The sequence below is a fragment of the Acidovorax sp. ST3 genome (assembly GCF_003231145.1).
Taxonomy (GTDB): Bacteria; Pseudomonadota; Gammaproteobacteria; order Burkholderiales; family Burkholderiaceae_C; genus Acidovorax.
The window spans coordinates 64459-82157 of the sequence record NZ_QKVP01000008.1; the positions used below are offsets into that span (position 1 = coordinate 64459).

General features: G+C 65.9%; 16 protein-coding genes and 1 pseudogene. 14 read left to right on the plus strand and 3 right to left on the minus strand.

Features of this window, described 5'->3' with window-relative positions; genetic code table 11:
* Positions 1–84: 84 nt before the first annotated feature.
* The 9 genes from DNK89_RS22790 (at position 85) to mnhG (ending at position 8422) form a co-directional block, all read left to right on the plus strand.
* The gene (locus tag DNK89_RS22790) at positions 85–414 is read left to right on the plus strand and encodes a lipopolysaccharide assembly LapA domain-containing protein (protein WP_110961959.1); all 330 of its coding nucleotides are present in this window, start codon (positions 85–87) and stop codon (positions 412–414) included.
* Positions 404–1561, plus strand: a complete 1158-nt coding sequence (gene lapB, locus DNK89_RS22795; RefSeq protein WP_110961960.1) for a lipopolysaccharide assembly protein LapB — start codon at positions 404–406, stop codon at positions 1559–1561. The genes DNK89_RS22790 and lapB overlap by 11 nt, the downstream gene beginning before the upstream one ends.
* A 34-nt stretch (positions 1562–1595) precedes the next feature.
* Complete coding sequence (locus DNK89_RS22800) at positions 1596–2057, plus strand: helix-hairpin-helix domain-containing protein (RefSeq protein ID WP_110961961.1); 462 nt, start codon at positions 1596–1598, stop codon at positions 2055–2057.
* Positions 2058–2172: 115 nt separating this feature from the next.
* Positions 2173–5118: a monovalent cation/H+ antiporter subunit A gene (locus DNK89_RS22805; protein WP_110961962.1), complete on the plus strand. Its 2946-nt coding sequence runs from the start codon at positions 2173–2175 to the stop codon at positions 5116–5118.
* Positions 5109–5474, plus strand: coding sequence for a Na+/H+ antiporter subunit C (locus DNK89_RS22810; RefSeq protein WP_015014440.1), 366 nt, complete (start codon positions 5109–5111; stop codon positions 5472–5474). Before DNK89_RS22805 ends, DNK89_RS22810 begins: the two co-directional genes overlap by 10 nt.
* A gap of 8 nt (positions 5475–5482) precedes the next feature.
* The gene (locus tag DNK89_RS22815; protein ID WP_110961972.1) at positions 5483–7204 is read left to right on the plus strand and encodes a monovalent cation/H+ antiporter subunit D; all 1722 of its coding nucleotides are present in this window, start codon (positions 5483–5485) and stop codon (positions 7202–7204) included.
* A gap of 56 nt (positions 7205–7260) precedes the next feature.
* Entirely contained in the window at positions 7261–7752 is a 492-nt protein-coding gene (locus DNK89_RS22820) for a Na+/H+ antiporter subunit E (protein ID WP_110961973.1), read from the plus strand.
* Positions 7749–8027, plus strand: coding sequence for a K+/H+ antiporter subunit F (locus DNK89_RS22825; RefSeq protein WP_056063664.1), 279 nt, complete (start codon positions 7749–7751; stop codon positions 8025–8027). The genes DNK89_RS22820 and DNK89_RS22825 overlap by 4 nt, the downstream gene beginning before the upstream one ends.
* Positions 8024–8422, plus strand: a complete 399-nt coding sequence (gene mnhG / locus DNK89_RS22830) for a monovalent cation/H(+) antiporter subunit G (RefSeq protein WP_110961963.1) — start codon at positions 8024–8026, stop codon at positions 8420–8422. The genes DNK89_RS22825 and mnhG overlap by 4 nt, the downstream gene beginning before the upstream one ends.
* Positions 8423–8501: 79 nt before the next feature.
* On the opposite strand, the gene DNK89_RS22835 is transcribed toward mnhG, so the two are convergent.
* Together DNK89_RS22835 and DNK89_RS22840 are read right to left on the minus strand one after the other, a co-directional pair.
* A complete protein-coding gene (locus DNK89_RS22835; protein WP_110961964.1) occupies positions 8502–12152 on the minus strand; it encodes a hydantoinase B/oxoprolinase family protein in 3651 nt (1216 codons plus the stop codon).
* A gap of 92 nt (positions 12153–12244) precedes the next feature.
* Entirely contained in the window at positions 12245–12799 is a 555-nt protein-coding gene (locus DNK89_RS22840) for a winged helix DNA-binding protein (protein WP_110961965.1), read from the minus strand.
* 187 nt (positions 12800–12986) lie between these two features.
* Here DNK89_RS22840 and DNK89_RS22845 point away from each other — a divergent pair, with 187 nt between their 5' ends.
* From DNK89_RS22845 to DNK89_RS22865, 5 genes are all read left to right on the plus strand, one after another.
* A complete protein-coding gene (locus DNK89_RS22845) occupies positions 12987–13970 on the plus strand; it encodes a TRAP transporter substrate-binding protein (RefSeq protein ID WP_060986440.1) in 984 nt (327 codons plus the stop codon).
* Positions 13971–13988: 18 nt separating this feature from the next.
* The gene (locus DNK89_RS22850; RefSeq protein WP_015014448.1) at positions 13989–14498 is read left to right on the plus strand and encodes a TRAP transporter small permease; all 510 of its coding nucleotides are present in this window, start codon (positions 13989–13991) and stop codon (positions 14496–14498) included.
* A gap of 20 nt (positions 14499–14518) precedes the next feature.
* Positions 14519–15823 carry a TRAP transporter large permease gene (locus DNK89_RS22855; protein WP_110961966.1) on the plus strand — a complete coding sequence of 435 codons (1305 nt, stop codon included), beginning with the start codon at positions 14519–14521 and terminating at the stop codon, positions 15821–15823.
* 121 nt (positions 15824–15944) lie between these two features.
* Positions 15945–16328, plus strand: coding sequence for a fluoride efflux transporter CrcB (crcB, locus tag DNK89_RS22860; protein WP_110961967.1), 384 nt, complete (start codon positions 15945–15947; stop codon positions 16326–16328).
* A gap of 128 nt (positions 16329–16456) precedes the next feature.
* Positions 16457–17320, plus strand: coding sequence for a TIGR00730 family Rossman fold protein (locus DNK89_RS22865; RefSeq protein WP_110961968.1), 864 nt, complete (start codon positions 16457–16459; stop codon positions 17318–17320).
* Here the strand turns inward: DNK89_RS22865 and DNK89_RS24610 are convergent.
* Positions 17250–17699, minus strand: a pseudogene (locus tag DNK89_RS24610) (hypothetical protein); the annotation flags it as partial. The gene DNK89_RS22865 and the pseudogene DNK89_RS24610 sit on opposite strands and share 71 nt — an antisense overlap.

Sequence of the window (17699 nt, forward strand, 5' to 3'; positions counted from 1 at the left end):
TTTTGGCTTGTATTGGCCTCCGTGCAGCAATGCGCAGGCCTATTGCGCCAAGCTCTTAGAATCGCCCCACCACTGGGGAGACCGATGAAATACCTCCTGTGGCTGCTCAAGGCAGCCATTTTTTTTACGCTCTTCGCCTTCGCGCTGAACAACCAGCAGGACGCGACCGTGCACTTCTTCTTTGGCACGCAATGGCGCGCACCGCTGGTGCTGGTGGTGCTGACCGCGTTCGCTGCAGGCCTGGTCGTCGGGGCCTTGGGCATGGTGCCGCGCTGGTGGCGCCACCTTAACGCGGCCCGTCGCGCCCAGGCCGCCGTCGTCGTGGCACCTGCGCCCGCAGCGCCCCCCGCCGCCAGCGCCACCCCGGCAGTGCCCCCACCACCTCCTGACCTGCCCTCGATCCATGGAATTTGACCTGAGCTGGATACTGCTGGGCTTGCCCCTGGCCTTTGTGTTGGGCTGGCTGGCGTCGCGGTTTGACCTGCGCCAACTGCGCGCCGAAAACCGCCGCGCACCCAAGGCCTACTTCAAGGGCCTGAACTTCTTGCTCAACGAACAGCAGGACCAGGCCATCGACGCCTTCATCGAGGCCGTGCAGAATGACCCCGACACTTCCGAGCTGCACTTCGCCCTGGGTAATCTGTTTCGCCGCCGGGGCGAGTACGACCGCGCTGTGCGGGTGCATGAGCATCTGCTTTCGCGCGGCGACCTCTCCCGTACCGACCGCGAGCGCGCCCAACATGCGTTGGCCCTCGACTTCCTGAAGGCCGGGCTGCTTGACCGCGCCGAAGACGCGCTGCAGCGGCTGGAAGGCACCCCATTCGAGGCCCAGGCCCGCCTGGCGCTGCTGGCTATTTACGAACGCTCGCGCGACTGGCCCCATGCCGCCAGCATCGCCCGCAAGATGCACGCCGCCGACCAGGGCGACTTCAGCACGCGGCAGGCGCACTACCTGTGCGAGCAGGCCTTGGCGCTGATCGCGCAAGGCGACCTCCCGGGCGCCCAGGCCCTGCTGGACCAGGCCGTGACCGCCGCCCCTGAAGCCGCGCGCGCACGCATCGAACTGGCGCGCCTGCAACGCCTGATGGGCCAGCCGGCCGCTGTGCTGTCCACCCTCAAGACGCTGGGCGAGCGCAACCCCGCAGCGCTGCCCCTGGCCGCCCCGCTGATGGTCGAAGCCGCAACAGCCACTGGCCGCACGCCCGAAGTCCACGCCCTGCTGCAGGCCCACTATGCGCAAGCGCCTTCGCTGGACGTGCTGGAAAGCATCGTGGCCATGGAAGCGGCCGACGAGGCCACCCGCCCGTCCGCCCGCCAGCGCTATGTGGAGCACTTGGACAAGGAACGCTCTCTGATCGCCGCCGCCAAATGGCTGGCCACCGAAAAGCTGGAACACGAAGAATTCCACCCCCAGGTGCAACGTGCGCTGGACCATGCCGTCAAGCCGCTCACCCGCTACCGCTGCGCGGCCTGCGGCTTCGAGGCGCGGCAGCATTTCTGGCAATGCCCCGGCTGCCAGACATGGGACAGCTACCCGGCGCGCCGGGTCGAAGAACTCTAAGAACCCTCACCTTCAACACCACAAGCCCCTCGCCATGCTGAAGAAACTACTGACCCTGCTGGTTGCCACGCTGCTCGCTACCGCCACCTGGGCCGCCGTGGACGTGAACACCGCTACCGAGGCTGAACTCGACGGCATCAAGGGCATCGGCCCCGGCCTGTCGGGCCGCATCCTGCAAGAGCGCCAAAGCGCGCCCTTCAAGGACTGGGCCGACTTCATCGGCCGTGTGGGCGGCGTGGGCAACAAGAGTGCCGTCAACTTCTCCAAAGAGGGCCTGACCGTCAACGGCAAAAAGTACAGCGCGGCAGCTGCAGCCAAGGCAGAAGCCAAAAACAACAAGAAGCACAGCAGCCCCCACGCAGCAGACCGCAAAGCCCATGGCGGCGCTGACAAGGACGCCGAAACGGCAACCACGCCAGCCACACCACCCCCCACGGCGACGGCAGCACCGACCGCGCTAGTGCCCGCCCCCGCAACAGGCGCTAGCAAAAACTAAGCACGCTTCACAAGCAACAAGCCCGCTCCAGCGGGCTTGTTTTTTTGCGGCATGGCATACCCAACAGCGAGGGTCGGGCAGGGTTTTTAGGGGCTGCCCCTAAAATCAATCGCGCATGCCCCTGATCACCCTCATCCTTCTCCCCTTCATCGGCAGCCTGCTGGCAGCGGTTCTGCCGTCCAACGCCCGCAATACCGAGTCCACCCTGGCGGGCCTTATCGCCGTGTTCTGCACAGCCCAGGTGGCGCTGTACTTCCCCGAGATTGCAGACGGCGGCGTGATCCGGCAAGAGCTGGCCTGGCTGCCCGCGCTGGGCCTGAACCTCGTGATCCGCATGGATGGCTTTGCGTGGATGTTCTGCATGCTGGTGCTGGGTGTGGGCAGCCTGGTGGTGCTCTACGCGCGCTACTACATGTCGCCCGCAGACCCGGTGCCGCGCTTCTTCTCATTCTTCCTGGCTTTCATGGGCGCGATGGCGGGCGTAGTGCTGTCGGGCAACATCATCCAGATCGCGTTCTTCTGGGAGCTGACCAGCCTGTTCTCCTTCCTGCTGATCGGCTACTGGCACCACCGCAAGGATGCGCGGCGTGGTGCGCGCATGGCGCTGACGGTGACCGGCACGGGCGGACTGGCCATGCTGGCGGGCATGTTGGTGCTGGGCCACATCGTCGGCAGCTACGACCTGGACCATGTGCTGGTGGCGGGGCAGCTCATCCAGAACCACCCGCTCTACACCACCGCACTTGTCCTGATCCTGCTGGGCGCGCTCACCAAAAGCGCGCAGTTCCCGTTCCACTTCTGGCTGCCCAACGCCATGGCCGCGCCCACACCCGTGTCTGCGTACCTGCACTCGGCCACCATGGTCAAAGCGGGCGTGTTTCTGCTGGCGCGCCTGTGGCCGGCGTTGGCGGGCACCGAGCAGTGGTTCTGGCTGGTAGGTGGCGCGGGCCTGGCCACGCTGCTGGTGGGCGGCTATGCAGCCATGTTCCAGAACGACCTGAAAGGGCTGCTGGCGTACTCGACCATCTCGCACCTGGGTCTCATCACCCTGCTGCTGGGCCTGAACAGCCCGCTGGCCGCCGTCGCAGCGGTCTTTCACATCATGAACCATGCGACCTTCAAGGCCTCGCTATTCATGGCCGTGGGCATCGTGGACCATGAAAGCGGCACGCGTGACATACGCCGCCTGTCGGGCCTGCGCACCATGATGCCGATCACCGCCACGCTGGCCATGGTGGCCAGCGCGGCCATGGCGGGCGTGCCACTGCTCAACGGTTTCCTGTCCAAGGAAATGTTCTTTGCCGAGACGGTGTACGTGAACACCACGCCATTGCTCGAATGGCTGCTGCCGGTGGCCGCCACGGTGGCCGGCATGTTCAGCGTGGCGTACTCGCTGCGCTTCACGGTGGATGTGTTCTTTGGCCCTCCTGCCACCGACCTGCCACGCCATCCCCACGAGCCGCCGCACTGGATGCGCGTGCCGGTCGAACTGCTGGTGCTGGCCTGCCTGGTGGTGGGCACGCTGCCTGCATGGTCGGTCGGGCCGTACCTGGCCGCCGCCGCACGGCCCGTGGTAGGGGGCGAGCTGCCCACCTATAGCCTGGCGGTCTGGCATGGGTTCAACACCCCTTTTGTGATGAGCCTTGTCGCTTTGGGCGGGGGTATTGCGCTCTACGCCCTGCTGCGCTGGCAGCGCGAAAAGGGCGCCATCGATGCGCCCCCGGTCATGCGCCGCATCAGCGGCCAGAGGGCCTTTGAGGCCACGCTGGCCCTGCTCAGCCTGATGGGCCGCAACGGCCGCCGCCTGCTGGGCACCGATCGCCTGCAGTGGCAGATGCTTTGGCTGGTGTGCGCCGCGCTGGTGGCGGGCACCCTGCCCCTGTGGGCGCGGGGCCTGCCGATTGGCGACCGGGTGCAGCTGCCGCTGTCGCCTGCCTTTGCGCTGCTGTGGCTGCTGGGCGCGGTGTGCGCCGTGGCGGCAGCCTGGCAGGCCAAATACCACCGGCTAGCCGCCCTCACGCTGCTCGGTGGCTCCGGGCTGTGCGTGTGCCTGACCTTCCTGTGGTTCTCGGCGCCCGATCTGGCACTCACACAGATCGTGGTGGAGGTGGTGACCACCATCCTCATCCTGCTGGGCCTGCGCTGGCTGCCACGGCGCGACGAGAGCCTGCGTGTGCCCACCCTGGCCGAAGAGCGCCGCACCCAGCTGCGCCGCTACCGCGACATGGCACTGACGCTGGCTGCGGGCGGCGGCATGGCACTGCTGTCGTTCGCGATGATGAGCCGCCCCTTCCCCGACAGCACCTCCACCTTCTTCCTGGAGCGCGCACTCACCGAAGGGGGTGGCACCAATGTGGTCAACGTGATGTTGGTGGACTTCCGGGGCTTTGACACTTTTGGCGAGATCGTGGTGCTGGGCATCGTGGCGCTCACGGTGTATGCGCTGCTGCGGCGCTTCCGCCCCGCGCGCGAGGTGATGGATCTGCCGCCCCAGCAGCGCGCACTGCCCGCCGATGTGGACACCGACCTCGCCAACCCACGCCAGACCGCCGACACCGCCGTGGGCTACCTCATGGTGCCCGCAGTGCTGGTGCGGCTGATGCTGCCGTTTGCCACGCTGGTCGCGGTCTACCTGTTCATGCGCGGCCACAACGAGCCCGGCGGCGGCTTTGTGGCGGGGCTGGTGTTCTCGGTGGCCCTGCTCCTGCAGTACATCGTGTCGGGCACGTCCTGGGTCGAGGCCCACCTGCCGCTGTACCCAAGGCGCTGGATTGGCGTGGGCCTGCTCGCCGCACTGGCCACGGGCCTGGGCGCATTGGCCTGGGGCTATCCGTTTTTGACCAGCCACACGGCGCATTTTTCGCTGCCCGTGGTGGGTGAGATCCATGTGGCCAGCGCACTGTTCTTCGACATCGGCGTGTTCACCCTGGTGGTGGGCTCCACCATGCTCATCCTCACCGGCATTGCCCACCAGTCGGTGCGCAGCCACCGCTACAACAACGCACGCGCGGCCGAAGAAGCCCAGGCCGCCGCCACACCAGGAGAAGGCCCATGGAACTGATACTGGCACTGGCCATCGGTGTGCTCACCGGCTCCGGCGTATGGCTGCTGCTGCGGCCGCGCACCTTCCAGGTCATCATGGGCCTGTCGCTGCTGTCGTACGCCGTCAACCTGTTCATCTTCAGCATGGGCCGCCTGGGCCTCGCGATTGACAAGGAGCCCGTGCTGCAGCCCGGGGTGCCGCAAGACCTGGCCCACTATGCCGACCCCATGCCCCAGGCGCTCACTCTCACGGCCATCGTGATCGGCTTTGCCATGACCGCGCTCTTCCTGGTGGTGCTGCTGGCATCGCGTGGCATGGCCGGCACCGACCATGTGGACGGCACCAAGGGTAAAGACGTGCAGGAAATGCCATGACGGGAGGCATGAGCATCACCGCATCGATCACCGCGTGGCTGATGCCGCACCTGATCCTTGCGCCCATTGCACTGCCCCTACTCACGGCCGGGCTCATGCTGCTGCTGCGCGAAGAGCGCCAGCGCACCAAGGTCACGCTCAACATCACCTCGACCCTGGTGGGCCTGGTGGTGGCCGTGCTGCTGCTGGTGCAGGCCAAGGAGCCCAGCGTGCAGACCAGCCTGGGCGTGTACCTGCCGGGCAACTGGCCCGCGCCGTTCGGCATCGTGCTGGTCATCGACCGCCTGTCGGCCATGATGCTGGTGCTGACCAGCACGGTGGCGCTGGCCACGGTGCTGTTCTCGGCCGCGCGCTGGCACCGGGCGGGCGTGCACTTTCACCCGCTGTTCCAGTTCCAGCTCATGGGGCTGGCCGGGGCGTTTCTCACGGCCGACCTGTTCAACCTGTTCGTGTTCTTCGAGATCATGCTGGCGGCGTCCTATGGGCTGCTGCTGCACGGCTCGGGCCGCCCGCGCGTGTCGGCGGGGCTGCACTACATCGCCATCAACCTCGCGGCGTCGTCGCTGTTCCTCATTGGGGTGTCGATGCTCTACGGCATCACCGGCACGCTCAACATGGCCGACCTGGCACAGAGCATTGCGGGTGTGGCCGTGGCAGACCGGGGGCTGTTGCACGCAGCCGCCGGCATTCTGGCGGTGGCGTTCCTCATCAAGGCCGCCGTGTGGCCGCTCAACTTCTGGCTGGTGCCGGCCTACAGTGCGGCCACTGCGCCTGTGGGTGCGCTGTTTGCGCTCATGACCAAAGTGGGCGTGTACAGCGTGCTGCGGCTGTGGACGCTGCTGTTTGGCGCCGAGGCGGGTGAATCCGCGCTGTTTGGCAGCCAGTGGCTCATTGGCGGCGGCATGCTGACCATGGCGTTTGGTGCCATTGGCATGCTGGGATCGCAGCGCCTGGGGCATCTGGCCGGGTTCAGCGCCGTGTTGTCATCGGGCACGCTGCTGGCCGCTGTGGGCTTCGGGCAAAACCTGCTCACCAGCGGGCTGCTGTACTACCTGCTCAGCTCCACGCTGGCTGTGAGTGCATTGTTCCTGCTCACCGACCTGATCGACCGCTGGCGCAATGACGGGGCCAACCTCGCGCCGTACGAGCAAACCGACGACGCGCCCTTTCTGTCGGCCGACCTGGTGCCCACGGAGGGCATGAACCTGGACGACAAGGAACAGGCGCTGATCGGCCAGGTCATCCCTGCCGCTGCGGCCTTTTTGGGCCTGGCGTTCATGGCCTGCACGCTGGTGATTGCAGGCCTGCCGCCCCTGCCCGGCTTTGTGGGCAAGTTCGCCATGGTCCATGCACTGCTCAACCCGCTGGGGCTGGGTGCGGCCCAGGGCTTCCGCCTGGGCGCTGCGGGCTGGACGCTGGTGGCGCTGCTGGTGGGCTCGGGGCTGCTGGCACTGCTGGCGCTCACGCGCGCGGGCATTCGCCATTTCTGGTCGGCCCAGGGCCGGGCTTCACCGCAGCTGCTGGTGCTGGAGGGACTGCCCATTGCCCTGCTGCTGTTGGCGTGTGTGGCGCTGGTGTGGCAAGCCGGTGCAGTGATGCGCTACACCCAGGCCACGGCCGATGCCCTGCATGCGCCCGGCACCTACGTGCGTGCGGTGATGACCGCGGCGCCCGTCGCACCTTCGCCTGCAGCAGCGCCTGAAACCCTGCCACTGGGGAGCAAGCCATGACCCAACCAGGCCCATCGACGGCATCCAACGCCCCAGCCGTTCCCCCGCGCCCCGGTCTGTTGCGGCGCCTGGTGCCCGCCCCGCTGCTCTCGCTGGCGTTGCTGGGCCTGTGGCTGCTGCTCAACCGCAGCCTGAGTGCAGGTCACCTGGTACTGGGCTCCGTGCTGGCACTGGCCATCCCGCTGCTGACAGCCGGGCTGCGCCCGCTGCCGGTGCGCATTCGCAAGCCAGGCACCGTCTTGCGCTTGGCACTCACGGTGGTGGCAGATACCACCCGGTCCAACCTGGCCGTGGCCCGCCTGCTGCTGGCGCCCGGCCGCAGGCGCCACCCAGCGGGCTTTGTGCACATCCCGCTGGACGTGCGGGACCCCAACGCACTGGCCGTGCTGGCGATGATCGTGTGCATCACGCCCGGTACCGCCTGGGCCGAGATTTCGCTGGACCGCAGCATGCTGCTGCTGCACGTGCTGGAGCTGGACGACCCCGCCACGGTAATCGCTGAGGTGAAGCAGCGCTACGAGGCCCCCTTGATGGAGATTTTTGAATGACCCCCGTGCTGGACTGGGCCCTGCCGGCCGCCCTGCTGATGCTCGCGCTGGCCATGGGCTGTGCGTTGATCCGACTGCTCAAGGGCCCGTCCGCGCAAGACCGTGTGCTGGCGCTGGACTGCATGTACCTGAGCGGCATGCTGGTGATGCTGGTGCTGGGGCTGCTCTACGGCAGCAAGAACTACTTCGAGGCCGCGCTGCTGCTGGCGCTGTTCAGCTTTGTCGGCTCCATGGCCATGGCCAAGTTTTTGCTGCGCGGCGAGGTGATCGAATGACCGACGCTGCCACCACCGTCACGGCGGTTCTTCCGCTGTGGCTGGAGATCATCGTGGCCGTGCTGGTGCTGGCCGGTGCCGCGCTGGCCCTGCTGGGCTCCATCGGGTTGCTGCGGCTGCCCACGTTTTTTGAACGGGTACACGCCCCCTCCATCATCGCCACGCTGGGCTGCTGGCTGATCATGCATGGTACGGTGCTGTACTTCTCGGTGGCCGACAGCAGCCTGGCGTTGCACGCGCTGCTGATTGCCGTGTTCGTGGCGATCACGGTGCCCATCATGTCGATCTTTCTGATGCGTGCGGCGTTGTTCCGCGCCCGGCAGGCCGGGCGCGATGTGCCACCCAGCCTGAGCCAGCCCAAGGTGGATGGCGGCACAGAAGCCAAAGACTCCTGATCACTTACCCTTGATCAATTACTCCTGATTTGATAGCTGCAGGCGCATATGAAACATGCGCCTGCAGCATTTTTGGCGCTTATTTCGCCCCTGGCACGCCAAACCCGCCGCCACCGGGGGTGTGAATCTCGAACACATCGCCCGGCGCCATCTCGGCCTGGCCGATGTGGTCCAGCAGCTCCACCCGGCCATCGCTGCGCACCACCTTGTTGATGCCCACGGCCCCCGGCTGGCCACCCGCCATGCCAAACGCGCCATGGTGGCGGCCGTTGGACAAGATGCTGGCCGTCATCGGCTCCAGAAAGCGCACGCGGCGAATGCCGCCATCACCACCTTTGTACTGCCCCGCACCGCCCGAGCCCTTGCGGATCTCGTAGCCCTCCAGCCGCACCGGAAAGCGGAACTCCAGCACCTCGGGGTCCGTCAGGCGCGAGTTGGTCATGTGGCACTGCACGACGCTGGTGCCGTCAAAACCGCCCGCCAGTTGCCCGTTCGCATCCCATACCCCACCCGCGCCGCTGCCACCCGAGATGGTCTCGTAGTACTGGTAGCGCGTGCTGCCAAAGGTGAAGTTGTTCATGGTGCACTGCCCCGCCGCCATCAGGCCCAGCGCGCCGTACAGCGCGTTGGTGATGCAGGTGGAGGTCTCCACATTGCCCGCCACCACCGAGGCTGGGGGGTTGGGGTTGAGCATGCTCCCCGGCGGGATGATGACGTTGAGCGGCTTGAGGCACCCGGCGTTCAGCGGAATGTCGTCATCTACCAGCGTGCGGAACACGTACAGCACCGCCGCCATGCACACCGCCGTGGGCGCGTTGAAGTTGTTGGTCTGCTGCGGGCTGGTGCCGGTGAAGTCGATGGTGGCGCTGCGGCTTTGCGCATCCACCTTCACGGCCACACTGATCTGCGCGCCGTTGTCCAGCGGCAGGGTGAACTGCCCGTCCTTCAAGCGCGTGATGACGCGGCGCACAGATTCTTCGGCGTTGTCCTGCACATGGCGCATGTAGGCTTGCACCACGTCCAACCCAAACTCGGCCACCATGCGGCGCAGCTCCTGCTGGCCCTTCTCATTCGCTGCGATCTGCGCGCGCAGGTCCGCCATGTTCTGCTGCGGGTTGCGGCTGGGGTATTCGCCGCTTTCGAGCAGCGCAATCATCTCCGCCTCGCGCAGTACGCCACGCTCCACCAGCTTCACGTTGTTGATCTGCACGCCCTCTTCCTCGATGCGCGTGGAGAACGGCGGCATCGACCCCGGCGTGGTGCCGCCCACATCCGCGTGGTGGCCCCGGCTGCCCACATAGAACGTGGGCGTGGCCTCGTCAGCGATGTAGACCGGCGTGATGACCGTGATATCGGGTAGGTGCGTGCCGCCGTGGTACGGGTCGTTGAGCACGAACACGTCGCCGGGCTGCATCTTGCCGCTGTTCTCGCGGATCACGGTCTTGATGCTCTCGCCCATCGAGCCCAGGTGCACGGGCATGTGCGGCGCATTGGCAATCAGGTTCCCCGCCGTGTCGAACAGCGCGCAGCTGAAGTCAAGGCGTTCCTTGATGTTGACGGAGTACGCCGTGTTCTGCAGCTGCAAGCCCATCTGCTCGGCGATGTTCATGAACAGGTTGTTGAACACCTCCAGCAGCACCGGGTCCACGGTGGTGCCCACGGCATGCTGCACGGCGCGTGCCACACGGCGGGTCAGCAGCAGGTGGTCCAGCTCAGTCAACTCGGCCTCCCAGCCGGGCTCCACGATGGTGGTGGCGTTCTTCTCGGCAATGATGGCCGGGCCGGGAATCACGTCGCCGGGGCGCAGGTCCTCGCGCACCACCAGCGCGGCATCGTGCCACGCGGGCACGCCGTCCACGCCGCCGGTGTACATGCGCACGGTGCTGCGGCGCGGCACCTCGCGTGCGGGCTGCAGCGCGTGGCGCGGCTCCTCGGGGGCGTCGCCGGGCACCACGGCCTCGACGGAAACCGCTTCGACCACGAGGCCCTTGCCCTGCATGAGGAAGGCAAAGCGCTGGCGGTAGGCGGCCTCAAACCCTGCGGTGATCTCGGCCAGCGAGCCGAACGGCACGATGAGCGCCGAGTCGCTGCCCTCGTAGCGCACATGCACGCGGCGGTGCACCACGGCTGTGCCTGCGCCCACCTGCTGGCGCTCCAGCTCGGTGCGGGCGGTGGTGGCCAATTGGTCCAGCGTGGCCTCGATGCCCGCGAGTGCCTCAGGCACCAGCTTCGTTTCCACGGCCTGTTCGCGGATCACGTTCTGGTCCGCCAGGCCCATCCCATAGGCGCTGAGCACACCGGCCAACGGGTGCACAAACACGCGCGTCATGCCCAAAGCATCGGCCACCAAACACGCGTGCTGGCCGCCCGCGCCGCCAAAGCACTGCAGCGTGTAGCGCGTCACGTCATACCCGCGCGCGACGCTGATCTTCTTGATCGCATTGGCCATCTGCTGCACGGCGATCTGGATAAAGCCGTGGGCGACATCCTCGGCGCTGCGCCCGGTTTGGGTGGCGAGGTCGCCAAACTTCTGCGCCACCGCATCACCGTCCAGCGCCTCGTTGGCCGCATGGCCAAACACCTTGGGGAAGTGCGCGGGCTGAATCTTGCCCACCATCACGTTCGCATCCGTCACGGCCAGTGGGCCGCCACGGCGGTAGCTGGCGGGGCCGGGGTTGGCGCCTGCGCTCTCGGGGCCCACGCGGAAGCGTGCGCCATCAAAGCCGAGGATGGAGCCGCCACCCGCCGCCACGGTGTGGATGCTCATCATGGGTGCGCGCATGCGCACGCCGGCCACCTGGGTCTCGAACTCGCGCTCGAACTCGCCCGCGTAGTGGCTCACATCGGTGCTGGTGCCGCCCATGTCAAAGCCGATGACCTTGTCGTGGCCCGCGAGCCCGGCAGTGCGTGCCATGCCCACGATGCCGCCCGCCGGGCCACTCAAGATCGCGTCCTTGCCCTGGAACACCTGCGCGTCCGTCAGGCCGCCGGAGGACTGCATGAAGAACAACTTGACGCCCGGCATTTCGCTCGCCACCTGGTCCACATAACGGCGCAGGATAGGCGACAGGTAGGCATCGACCACGGTGGTGTCGCCCCGGCTCACCAGCTTCATCATGGGGCTGGTGGCGTGCGATGCGCTGACCTGCGTGAAGCCGATCTCGCGCGCAATGCGGGCCGCAGCCTCTTCGTGTGCGGTATAGCGGTAGCCGTGCATGAACACGATGGCCGCGCTGCGCAGGCCCGCGTCGTAGGCGGCCCACAGGCGCTCCTTCAAATGCGCTTCGTCCAGAGGCTCGATCACTTCGCCGTGCGCGCCCATGCGCTCCTGCGCCTCGACCACGCGCTCGTACAGCAGCTCGGGCAGCACGATATGGCGGTCAAACAAACGCGGGCGGTTCTGGTACGCAATGCGCAGAGCATCCTTGAAGCCCTTGGTGGTGATGAGCAGCGTGGGCTCGCCCTTGCGCTCCAAGAGCGCGTTGGTGGCCACGGTGGTGCCCATCTTCACGCACTCGACCAGCGCGGGCGTCACGGGCTCGCCGGGCTTCAGGCCCAGCAGGTGGCGAATGCCCGCCACGGCCGCGTCCTTGTACTGCTCGGGGTTCTCGGACAGCAGCTTGTGCGTGACCAAGGTGCCGTCAGGGCGCTTGCCCACCACGTCAGTGAAGGTGCCGCCCCGGTCGATCCAGAACTGCCAGCGGGCCAAAGAATAAGCTTGTTGGGACATGGTGATGCTATCTAATCAATAGCTGCCAGCGCATTCAATACCTGCGCTACAGCCGCTTTTCATTCAAAAATTAAAAAATCGGAGGCCTAGGGTCACAACGACGCGGCCGAGCGCGCCGCCTGGTCGTACATGCCCGAGAGCACACGCAGCAAACGGGCCAGCTCGCCAATGTCGCGGTTGAGCGCGTCGTCGGCCTTGAGCGCATCGATCAGGCAGCTCTCGCGGATCTCGCGGTAGCGCTGCACGTAGGCGCGGCCGGTGTCGGTGGCGGCATAGGTCACTTCCTTGCCATTCTTTTGCGAGGCCACCACGCCGAGGGTCTGCAGCTTCTTGAGCGAGTAGTTCACCAAATGCGTGTCTTCCACGTTCATGATGAAGCAGATGTCGGCCAGGCGCTTGTCGCGTGCGCGGTGCGTGACATGGTGCAGCACCACCACGTCGAGCGGCGTCAGGTCCTTGAGGCCCGCCGCCGCCATGCAATGCACCACCCAGCGGTGGAACGCATTGCCCGCCACGATGAGGCCAAACTCGAACTCGCTCATCTCTGCGCTCTGCGCCGACACCAAGTGCGCCGATGACACGATGGGACCGGAGTCGGCTTTGGGTGGAAGCGCGGACTTGGCCTTGGGCTTGGCGTCAGATTTCATGGCGGGTTCAGGCCTGCGGGTTCTGTCATTGGCACGGGATATGCATGGGGCATTGTAGGCAAGTCGATGGTAATTTGTTGGCAATTTGTCAGCGTTTAGGCAAAACACCTATCGCAATCGGATCGGCTTCCGATACAGTGATTTGTTACATCCAACCTTGTACATACAACCCTGCGGAGCAATATCCATGAAGCGTCGAATCTTCCCCGTGACCGCACTCGCCCTGACCCTGGCTGCGGGCCTGTCTGCCACCTCGGCATTCGCCCAGACCAAGTGGGACCTGGCCGCCGCCTACCCTGCCACCAACTTCCACACCGAGAACATGGTGCAGTTGGCCAGCGATGTGGACAAGGCCACGGGCGGCAAGCTCAAGATCACGGTGCATGCCAACGCCGCGCTGTTCAAGGCCCCCGAAATCAAGCGTGCCGTGCAAGGCGGCCAGGCGCAGATGGGCGAGATCCTGCTGGCCAACTTCCAGAACGAGTGGCAGCTGTTTGGCGTGGATGGCCTGCCCTTCCTGGCCGACAGCTACGACGCCTCCAAAAAGCTCTACGCCGCCCAAAAGCCCTTCCTGGAAAAGAAGCTGGCTGAGCAGGGAATGATGCTGCTGTACGCCGTGGCCTGGCCTCCACAAGGCATCTACACCAAGAAGCCGCTGGCCTCTGCCGCTGACCTCAAGGGCATCAAGTGGCGCGCCTACAGCCCTGCCACCGCCCGCATTGCCGAGCTGGTCGGTGCCCAGCCGGTTACGGTGCAGGCTGCGGAGTTCTCGCAGGCCCTGGCCACGGGCGTGGTCGAATCGACGATGACCTCGGGCGCCACCGGTGTGGACAGCAAGCTGTACGAACACCTCAAGTTCTACTACGACACCCAGGCCTGGCTGCCCAAGAACGCCGTGCTGGTGAACAAGAAGGCGTTTGACGCCCTCGACAAGCCCAGCCAAGACGCGCTGCTGAAGGCCGGTGCCGACGCCGAAGCACGCGGCTGGGCCAACAGTGCCAAGGTCAACACCGACACCGTCGCCAAGCTCAAGGCCAATGGCATGGACGTGGTGACCCCACCGGCCGCGCTGAAGGCCGACATGGCCAAGGTGGGTGACACCATGCTCAAGGAATGGCTGGACAAGGCCGGCCCCGAAGGCAAGGCGCTCATCGACGCCTACCGCAAATAAGCCCAGGCGCCCACGCACATGCGTCGTCTGCTGGACTTTCTGTACGACAGCGCCGCCGCCCTGGCGGCGCTTTTCATGGTCGGCCTGCTGGGGATGGTGCTGTTGTCCATCGCCAGCCGGCAGTTCCACTTTCACGTGCCGGGCACGGACGCCTATGCGGGCTATCTGATGGCCGCATCGGGCTTCCTGGCACTCGCCCACACCTTGAAGCGCGGCGAGCACATCCGCGTCACGCTGCTGCTCAACTTTTTGAAGGGCGGCGCCAAGAAGGCGTTCGAGATCTGGGCTTTGGCCATTGCCACCCTGCTGGCCGTGCTGTTTGCGGTGTACAGCTGCAAGCTGGCCTGGCAGTCGCACGAGTTCCACGACATCTCCACCAGCAGCGACGCCACACCGCTGTGGATTCCGCAAATCGCCATGGCCGTGGGCACGGTGATTCTGGCCATAGCGTTCCTGGACGAGCTGGTGCTGGAGATGATGGGCAAGCGTGTGGATGCCTCCTCTGGCGAAGCTTTGCGCAATGAATAACCCCTGCTGCACGACCTACCATGAGTGATCTCGCCATAACCGGCCTGCTCGTACTGTCGCTGTTCCTGATTCTGGGCAGCGGCGTATGGATCGGGCTCACCCTCTCCGGCGTCGCCTGGATCGCCATGCAGCTGTTTTCTGCCCGCCCGGCGGGCGATGCGATGGCTGTGACCATCTGGGGCAGCGCCTCCAGCTGGACGCTCACGGCCCTGCCCCTGTTCATCTGGATGGGCGAAATCCTGTTCCGCACCCGCTTGTCGCAAGACATGTTCAAGGGCCTGGCCCCCTGGGTGCAGGCGCTGCCGGGCCGGCTGCTGCACACCAACGTGGTGGGCTGCACCATCTTTGCCGCCGTGTCGGGGTCGAGCGCCGCCACCTGCGCCACCATCGGCAAGATGACGCTGCCCGAGCTGACGCGCCGGGGCTACCCCGAGCACATGGTGGTGGGCACACTGGCGGGCGCGAGCACGCTGGGTCTGTTGATCCCGCCGTCCATCATCATGATCGTGTACGGCGTGTCGGCCGAGGTGTCGATCTCGCAGCTGTTCATTGCGGGTGTGCTGCCGGGCATCTTGCTGGCGGCACTTTTCTCGGGCTACATCATGCTGTGGGCGCTCCGCCATCCCGAGCAGGTGCCTGCCGCCGACGTGAGCATGAGCTTCATGCAAAAGCTGTCGGAATCGCGCAGCCTGATCCCCGTGGTGCTGCTGATTGCAGCCGTGCTGGGCTCCATCTACACCGGCTTTGCCACCGCCACCGAGGCAGCGGCTGTGGGCGTGGTGGGCTCGCTGGTGCTGTCAGCCGTTCAGGGCTCGATGACCTGGGGCACCTTCAAGGAATCGCTGATGGGCGCCACGCGCCTGTACTGCATGATCGCGCTGATCCTGGCGGGTGCTGCGTTCCTCACGCTGGCCATGGGCTACATCGGCCTGCCGCGGCACCTGGCGGAGTGGATCGCGTCGCTGGGCTTGAACCAGGCGCAGCTCATCGTGGCGCTGGCGGTTTTCTACATCATCCTGGGCTGCTTTCTCGACGGCATCTCGATGGTGGTGCTGACCATGGGCGTGCTCATGCCCACGGTGCAGGCGGCCGGCATCGACACCATCTGGTTTGGCATCTTCATCGTGCTGGTGGTGGAGATGGCGCAGATCACGCCGCCCGTGGGCTTCAACCTGTTTGTGCTGCAGGGCATGACGGGGCGCCAGCTGCCCTGGATTGCGAGGGTGGCCATGCCCATGTTCTTGCTGATGTGTGGCGCCGTGGCGTTGATCTATGTCTTCCCTGGCATCGTGACCTGGTTGCCACAGCAGATGTCGGCGCGCTGAACATACCGGCCACCAGCAGACACGACCAAGCGGGGCGCCCCCACCGGGGACGCCCCGCTTGGCGTTTTGAGGGATGGAGAGCAGCCCGTCCGACGCCTCAAAATCCAGCGACAATGCCCCGATGTTGAACGTTCTTGCCATCTGCATCGGCGCCTGTGTGGGCGCACTGGCGCGCTGGCGCCTGGGCCTTTGGCTCAGCCCAGGCGGGCTGATTCCCTGGGGCACACTTGTCGCCAACTTGGTGGGCGGCTACCTCATTGGCGTGTGTGTGGCCGTGTTCCACGCCATGCCCCAGCTGGACCCCGTATGGCGGCTGGCGCTGGTCACCGGGTTTCTGGGCGCGCTCACCACCTTCTCCAGCTTCTCGGCCGAAGTCGTTGAGATGCTGATGGTGCAGCGCTACGCCCTGGCACTGGGCACCACCGCACTGCATCTGCTGGGCTCCTTGGGCCTCACGGTGCTTGGCATGCAAAGTGCTTCATATTTCATAGCATCGCGCGCCTGATACTCCTGCACTAGCACGTCATTTCGTCATCAATCCACGCCACACTGCATGGGCCCATACCCGCTGCTACCGCTGCTGCCGGTGCCGCCCCTTTCTTCTCTGTTCACCTACCGATACGCGAGCCCCTCATGGAAGCCAACACCCAACTCAACGAACGCCGCCTGGCCGATGCCTGGGCCGAGCTGCACAACCATGCCCACAACGGCAACCCCCTGCAGGCCGATGCCAACCGCATGGCCTTCGCCGACCCCGAATTCATGTTCCGCCGCGAAACGCGCGGCATCCGCTTTCAGCTCGAAATGCTCAAGCCCGACCTGGGTCAGGCCGAACAAGGCATTGAAAGCACCGTGGTGGTGTACGGCAGCGCGCGCTTTGTGGCGCCCGACGAAGCCGCAGCCCAGCTGGCCGACGCCGAAGCCAGTGACGATGCCGAGCGCGTGCGCCGCGCGCGCCTGGCTGTGCGCAACGCGGGCTACTACGACCTGGCCCGCCAGTTCGCCAAGCTGGTGGCCGACTACAGCGAACGCCAGCGCCCTGCCGACCGCATCTACATCTGCACCGGCGGCGGCCCGGGCATCATGGAAGCCGCCAACCGGGGCGCCCATGATGCGGGTGCACTGAACGTGGGCCTGAACATTGCCCTGCCCCACGAGCAAAGCGGCAATCGCTTCATCTCGCCCTCGCTGTCCTTCAAGTTCCACTACTTCGCGCTGCGCAAGATGCATTTCATGATGCGCGCCAAGGCACTGGTGGCCTTCCCTGGCGGCTTTGGCACGCTGGACGAGCTGTTCGAAGTGCTGACCCTGGTCCAGACCAAAAAGGCCAAGCCCGTGCCCATCGTGCTGTTCGGCACGGACTACTGGAAGCGCCTCATCAACTTCGATGTGCTGGTGGAAGAAGGCACCATCTCTGCGCAGGACCTCAACCTGTTTCACTACACCGATGAACCCCAGGAAGCCTGGGATTTGATCCGCGCGTTCTACAAGCTATGAAAGCCAACACCCCGCCGGTGCGCGCACGCGTCGGCGGGGTGTTGATGCCTCTTTCTGCTACCTGATGACAGGTGGCGGCGGAGGTGGCGGCCGCAGGATGATGGGTACCACCGGGACAAACACAATCGGTGGCCTGACCGTCGGAGGCGGCGGAACCGTGGTCGTCGGAGGCGGCGGAACCGTGGTCGTCGGAGGCGGCGGAACCGTGGTCGTCGGAGGTGGCGGAACCGTGGTCGTCGGAGGTGGCGGAACCGTGGTCGTCGGAGGTGGCGGAACCGTGGTCGTCGGAGGTGGCGGAACTGTAGTCGTCGGAGGTGGTGGAACCGTAGTCGTCGGAGGTGGCGGAACCGTAGTCGTCGGAGGTGGCGGAACCGTAGTC

What these genes read in the sequence shown, in the direction of transcription:
- DNK89_RS22840 (WP_110961965.1), bottom strand. Translation starts at nt 12,799, where the DNA reads ATGAAATCTGACGCCAAGCCCAAGGCCAAGTCCGCGCTTCCACCCAAA.
- DNK89_RS22835 (WP_110961964.1), bottom strand. Translation starts at nt 12,152, where the DNA reads ATGTCCCAACAAGCTTATTCTTTGGCCCGCTGGCAGTTCTGGATCGAC.
- DNK89_RS22850 (WP_015014448.1), top strand. Translation starts at nt 13,989, where the DNA reads ATGCGTCGTCTGCTGGACTTTCTGTACGACAGCGCCGCCGCCCTGGCG.
- DNK89_RS22815 (WP_110961972.1), top strand. Translation starts at nt 5,483, where the DNA reads ATGAGCATCACCGCATCGATCACCGCGTGGCTGATGCCGCACCTGATC.
- DNK89_RS22825 (WP_056063664.1), top strand. Translation starts at nt 7,749, where the DNA reads ATGACCCCCGTGCTGGACTGGGCCCTGCCGGCCGCCCTGCTGATGCTC.
- mnhG (WP_110961963.1), top strand. Translation starts at nt 8,024, where the DNA reads ATGACCGACGCTGCCACCACCGTCACGGCGGTTCTTCCGCTGTGGCTG.
- DNK89_RS22845 (WP_060986440.1), top strand. Translation starts at nt 12,987, where the DNA reads ATGAAGCGTCGAATCTTCCCCGTGACCGCACTCGCCCTGACCCTGGCT.
- lapB (WP_110961960.1), top strand. Translation starts at nt 404, where the DNA reads ATGGAATTTGACCTGAGCTGGATACTGCTGGGCTTGCCCCTGGCCTTT.
- DNK89_RS22855 (WP_110961966.1), top strand. Translation starts at nt 14,519, where the DNA reads ATGAGTGATCTCGCCATAACCGGCCTGCTCGTACTGTCGCTGTTCCTG.
- DNK89_RS22810 (WP_015014440.1), top strand. Translation starts at nt 5,109, where the DNA reads ATGGAACTGATACTGGCACTGGCCATCGGTGTGCTCACCGGCTCCGGC.
- DNK89_RS22790 (WP_110961959.1), top strand. Translation starts at nt 85, where the DNA reads ATGAAATACCTCCTGTGGCTGCTCAAGGCAGCCATTTTTTTTACGCTC.
- crcB (WP_110961967.1), top strand. Translation starts at nt 15,945, where the DNA reads ATGTTGAACGTTCTTGCCATCTGCATCGGCGCCTGTGTGGGCGCACTG.
- DNK89_RS22865 (WP_110961968.1), top strand. Translation starts at nt 16,457, where the DNA reads ATGGAAGCCAACACCCAACTCAACGAACGCCGCCTGGCCGATGCCTGG.
- DNK89_RS22800 (WP_110961961.1), top strand. Translation starts at nt 1,596, where the DNA reads ATGCTGAAGAAACTACTGACCCTGCTGGTTGCCACGCTGCTCGCTACC.
- DNK89_RS22805 (WP_110961962.1), top strand. Translation starts at nt 2,173, where the DNA reads ATGCCCCTGATCACCCTCATCCTTCTCCCCTTCATCGGCAGCCTGCTG.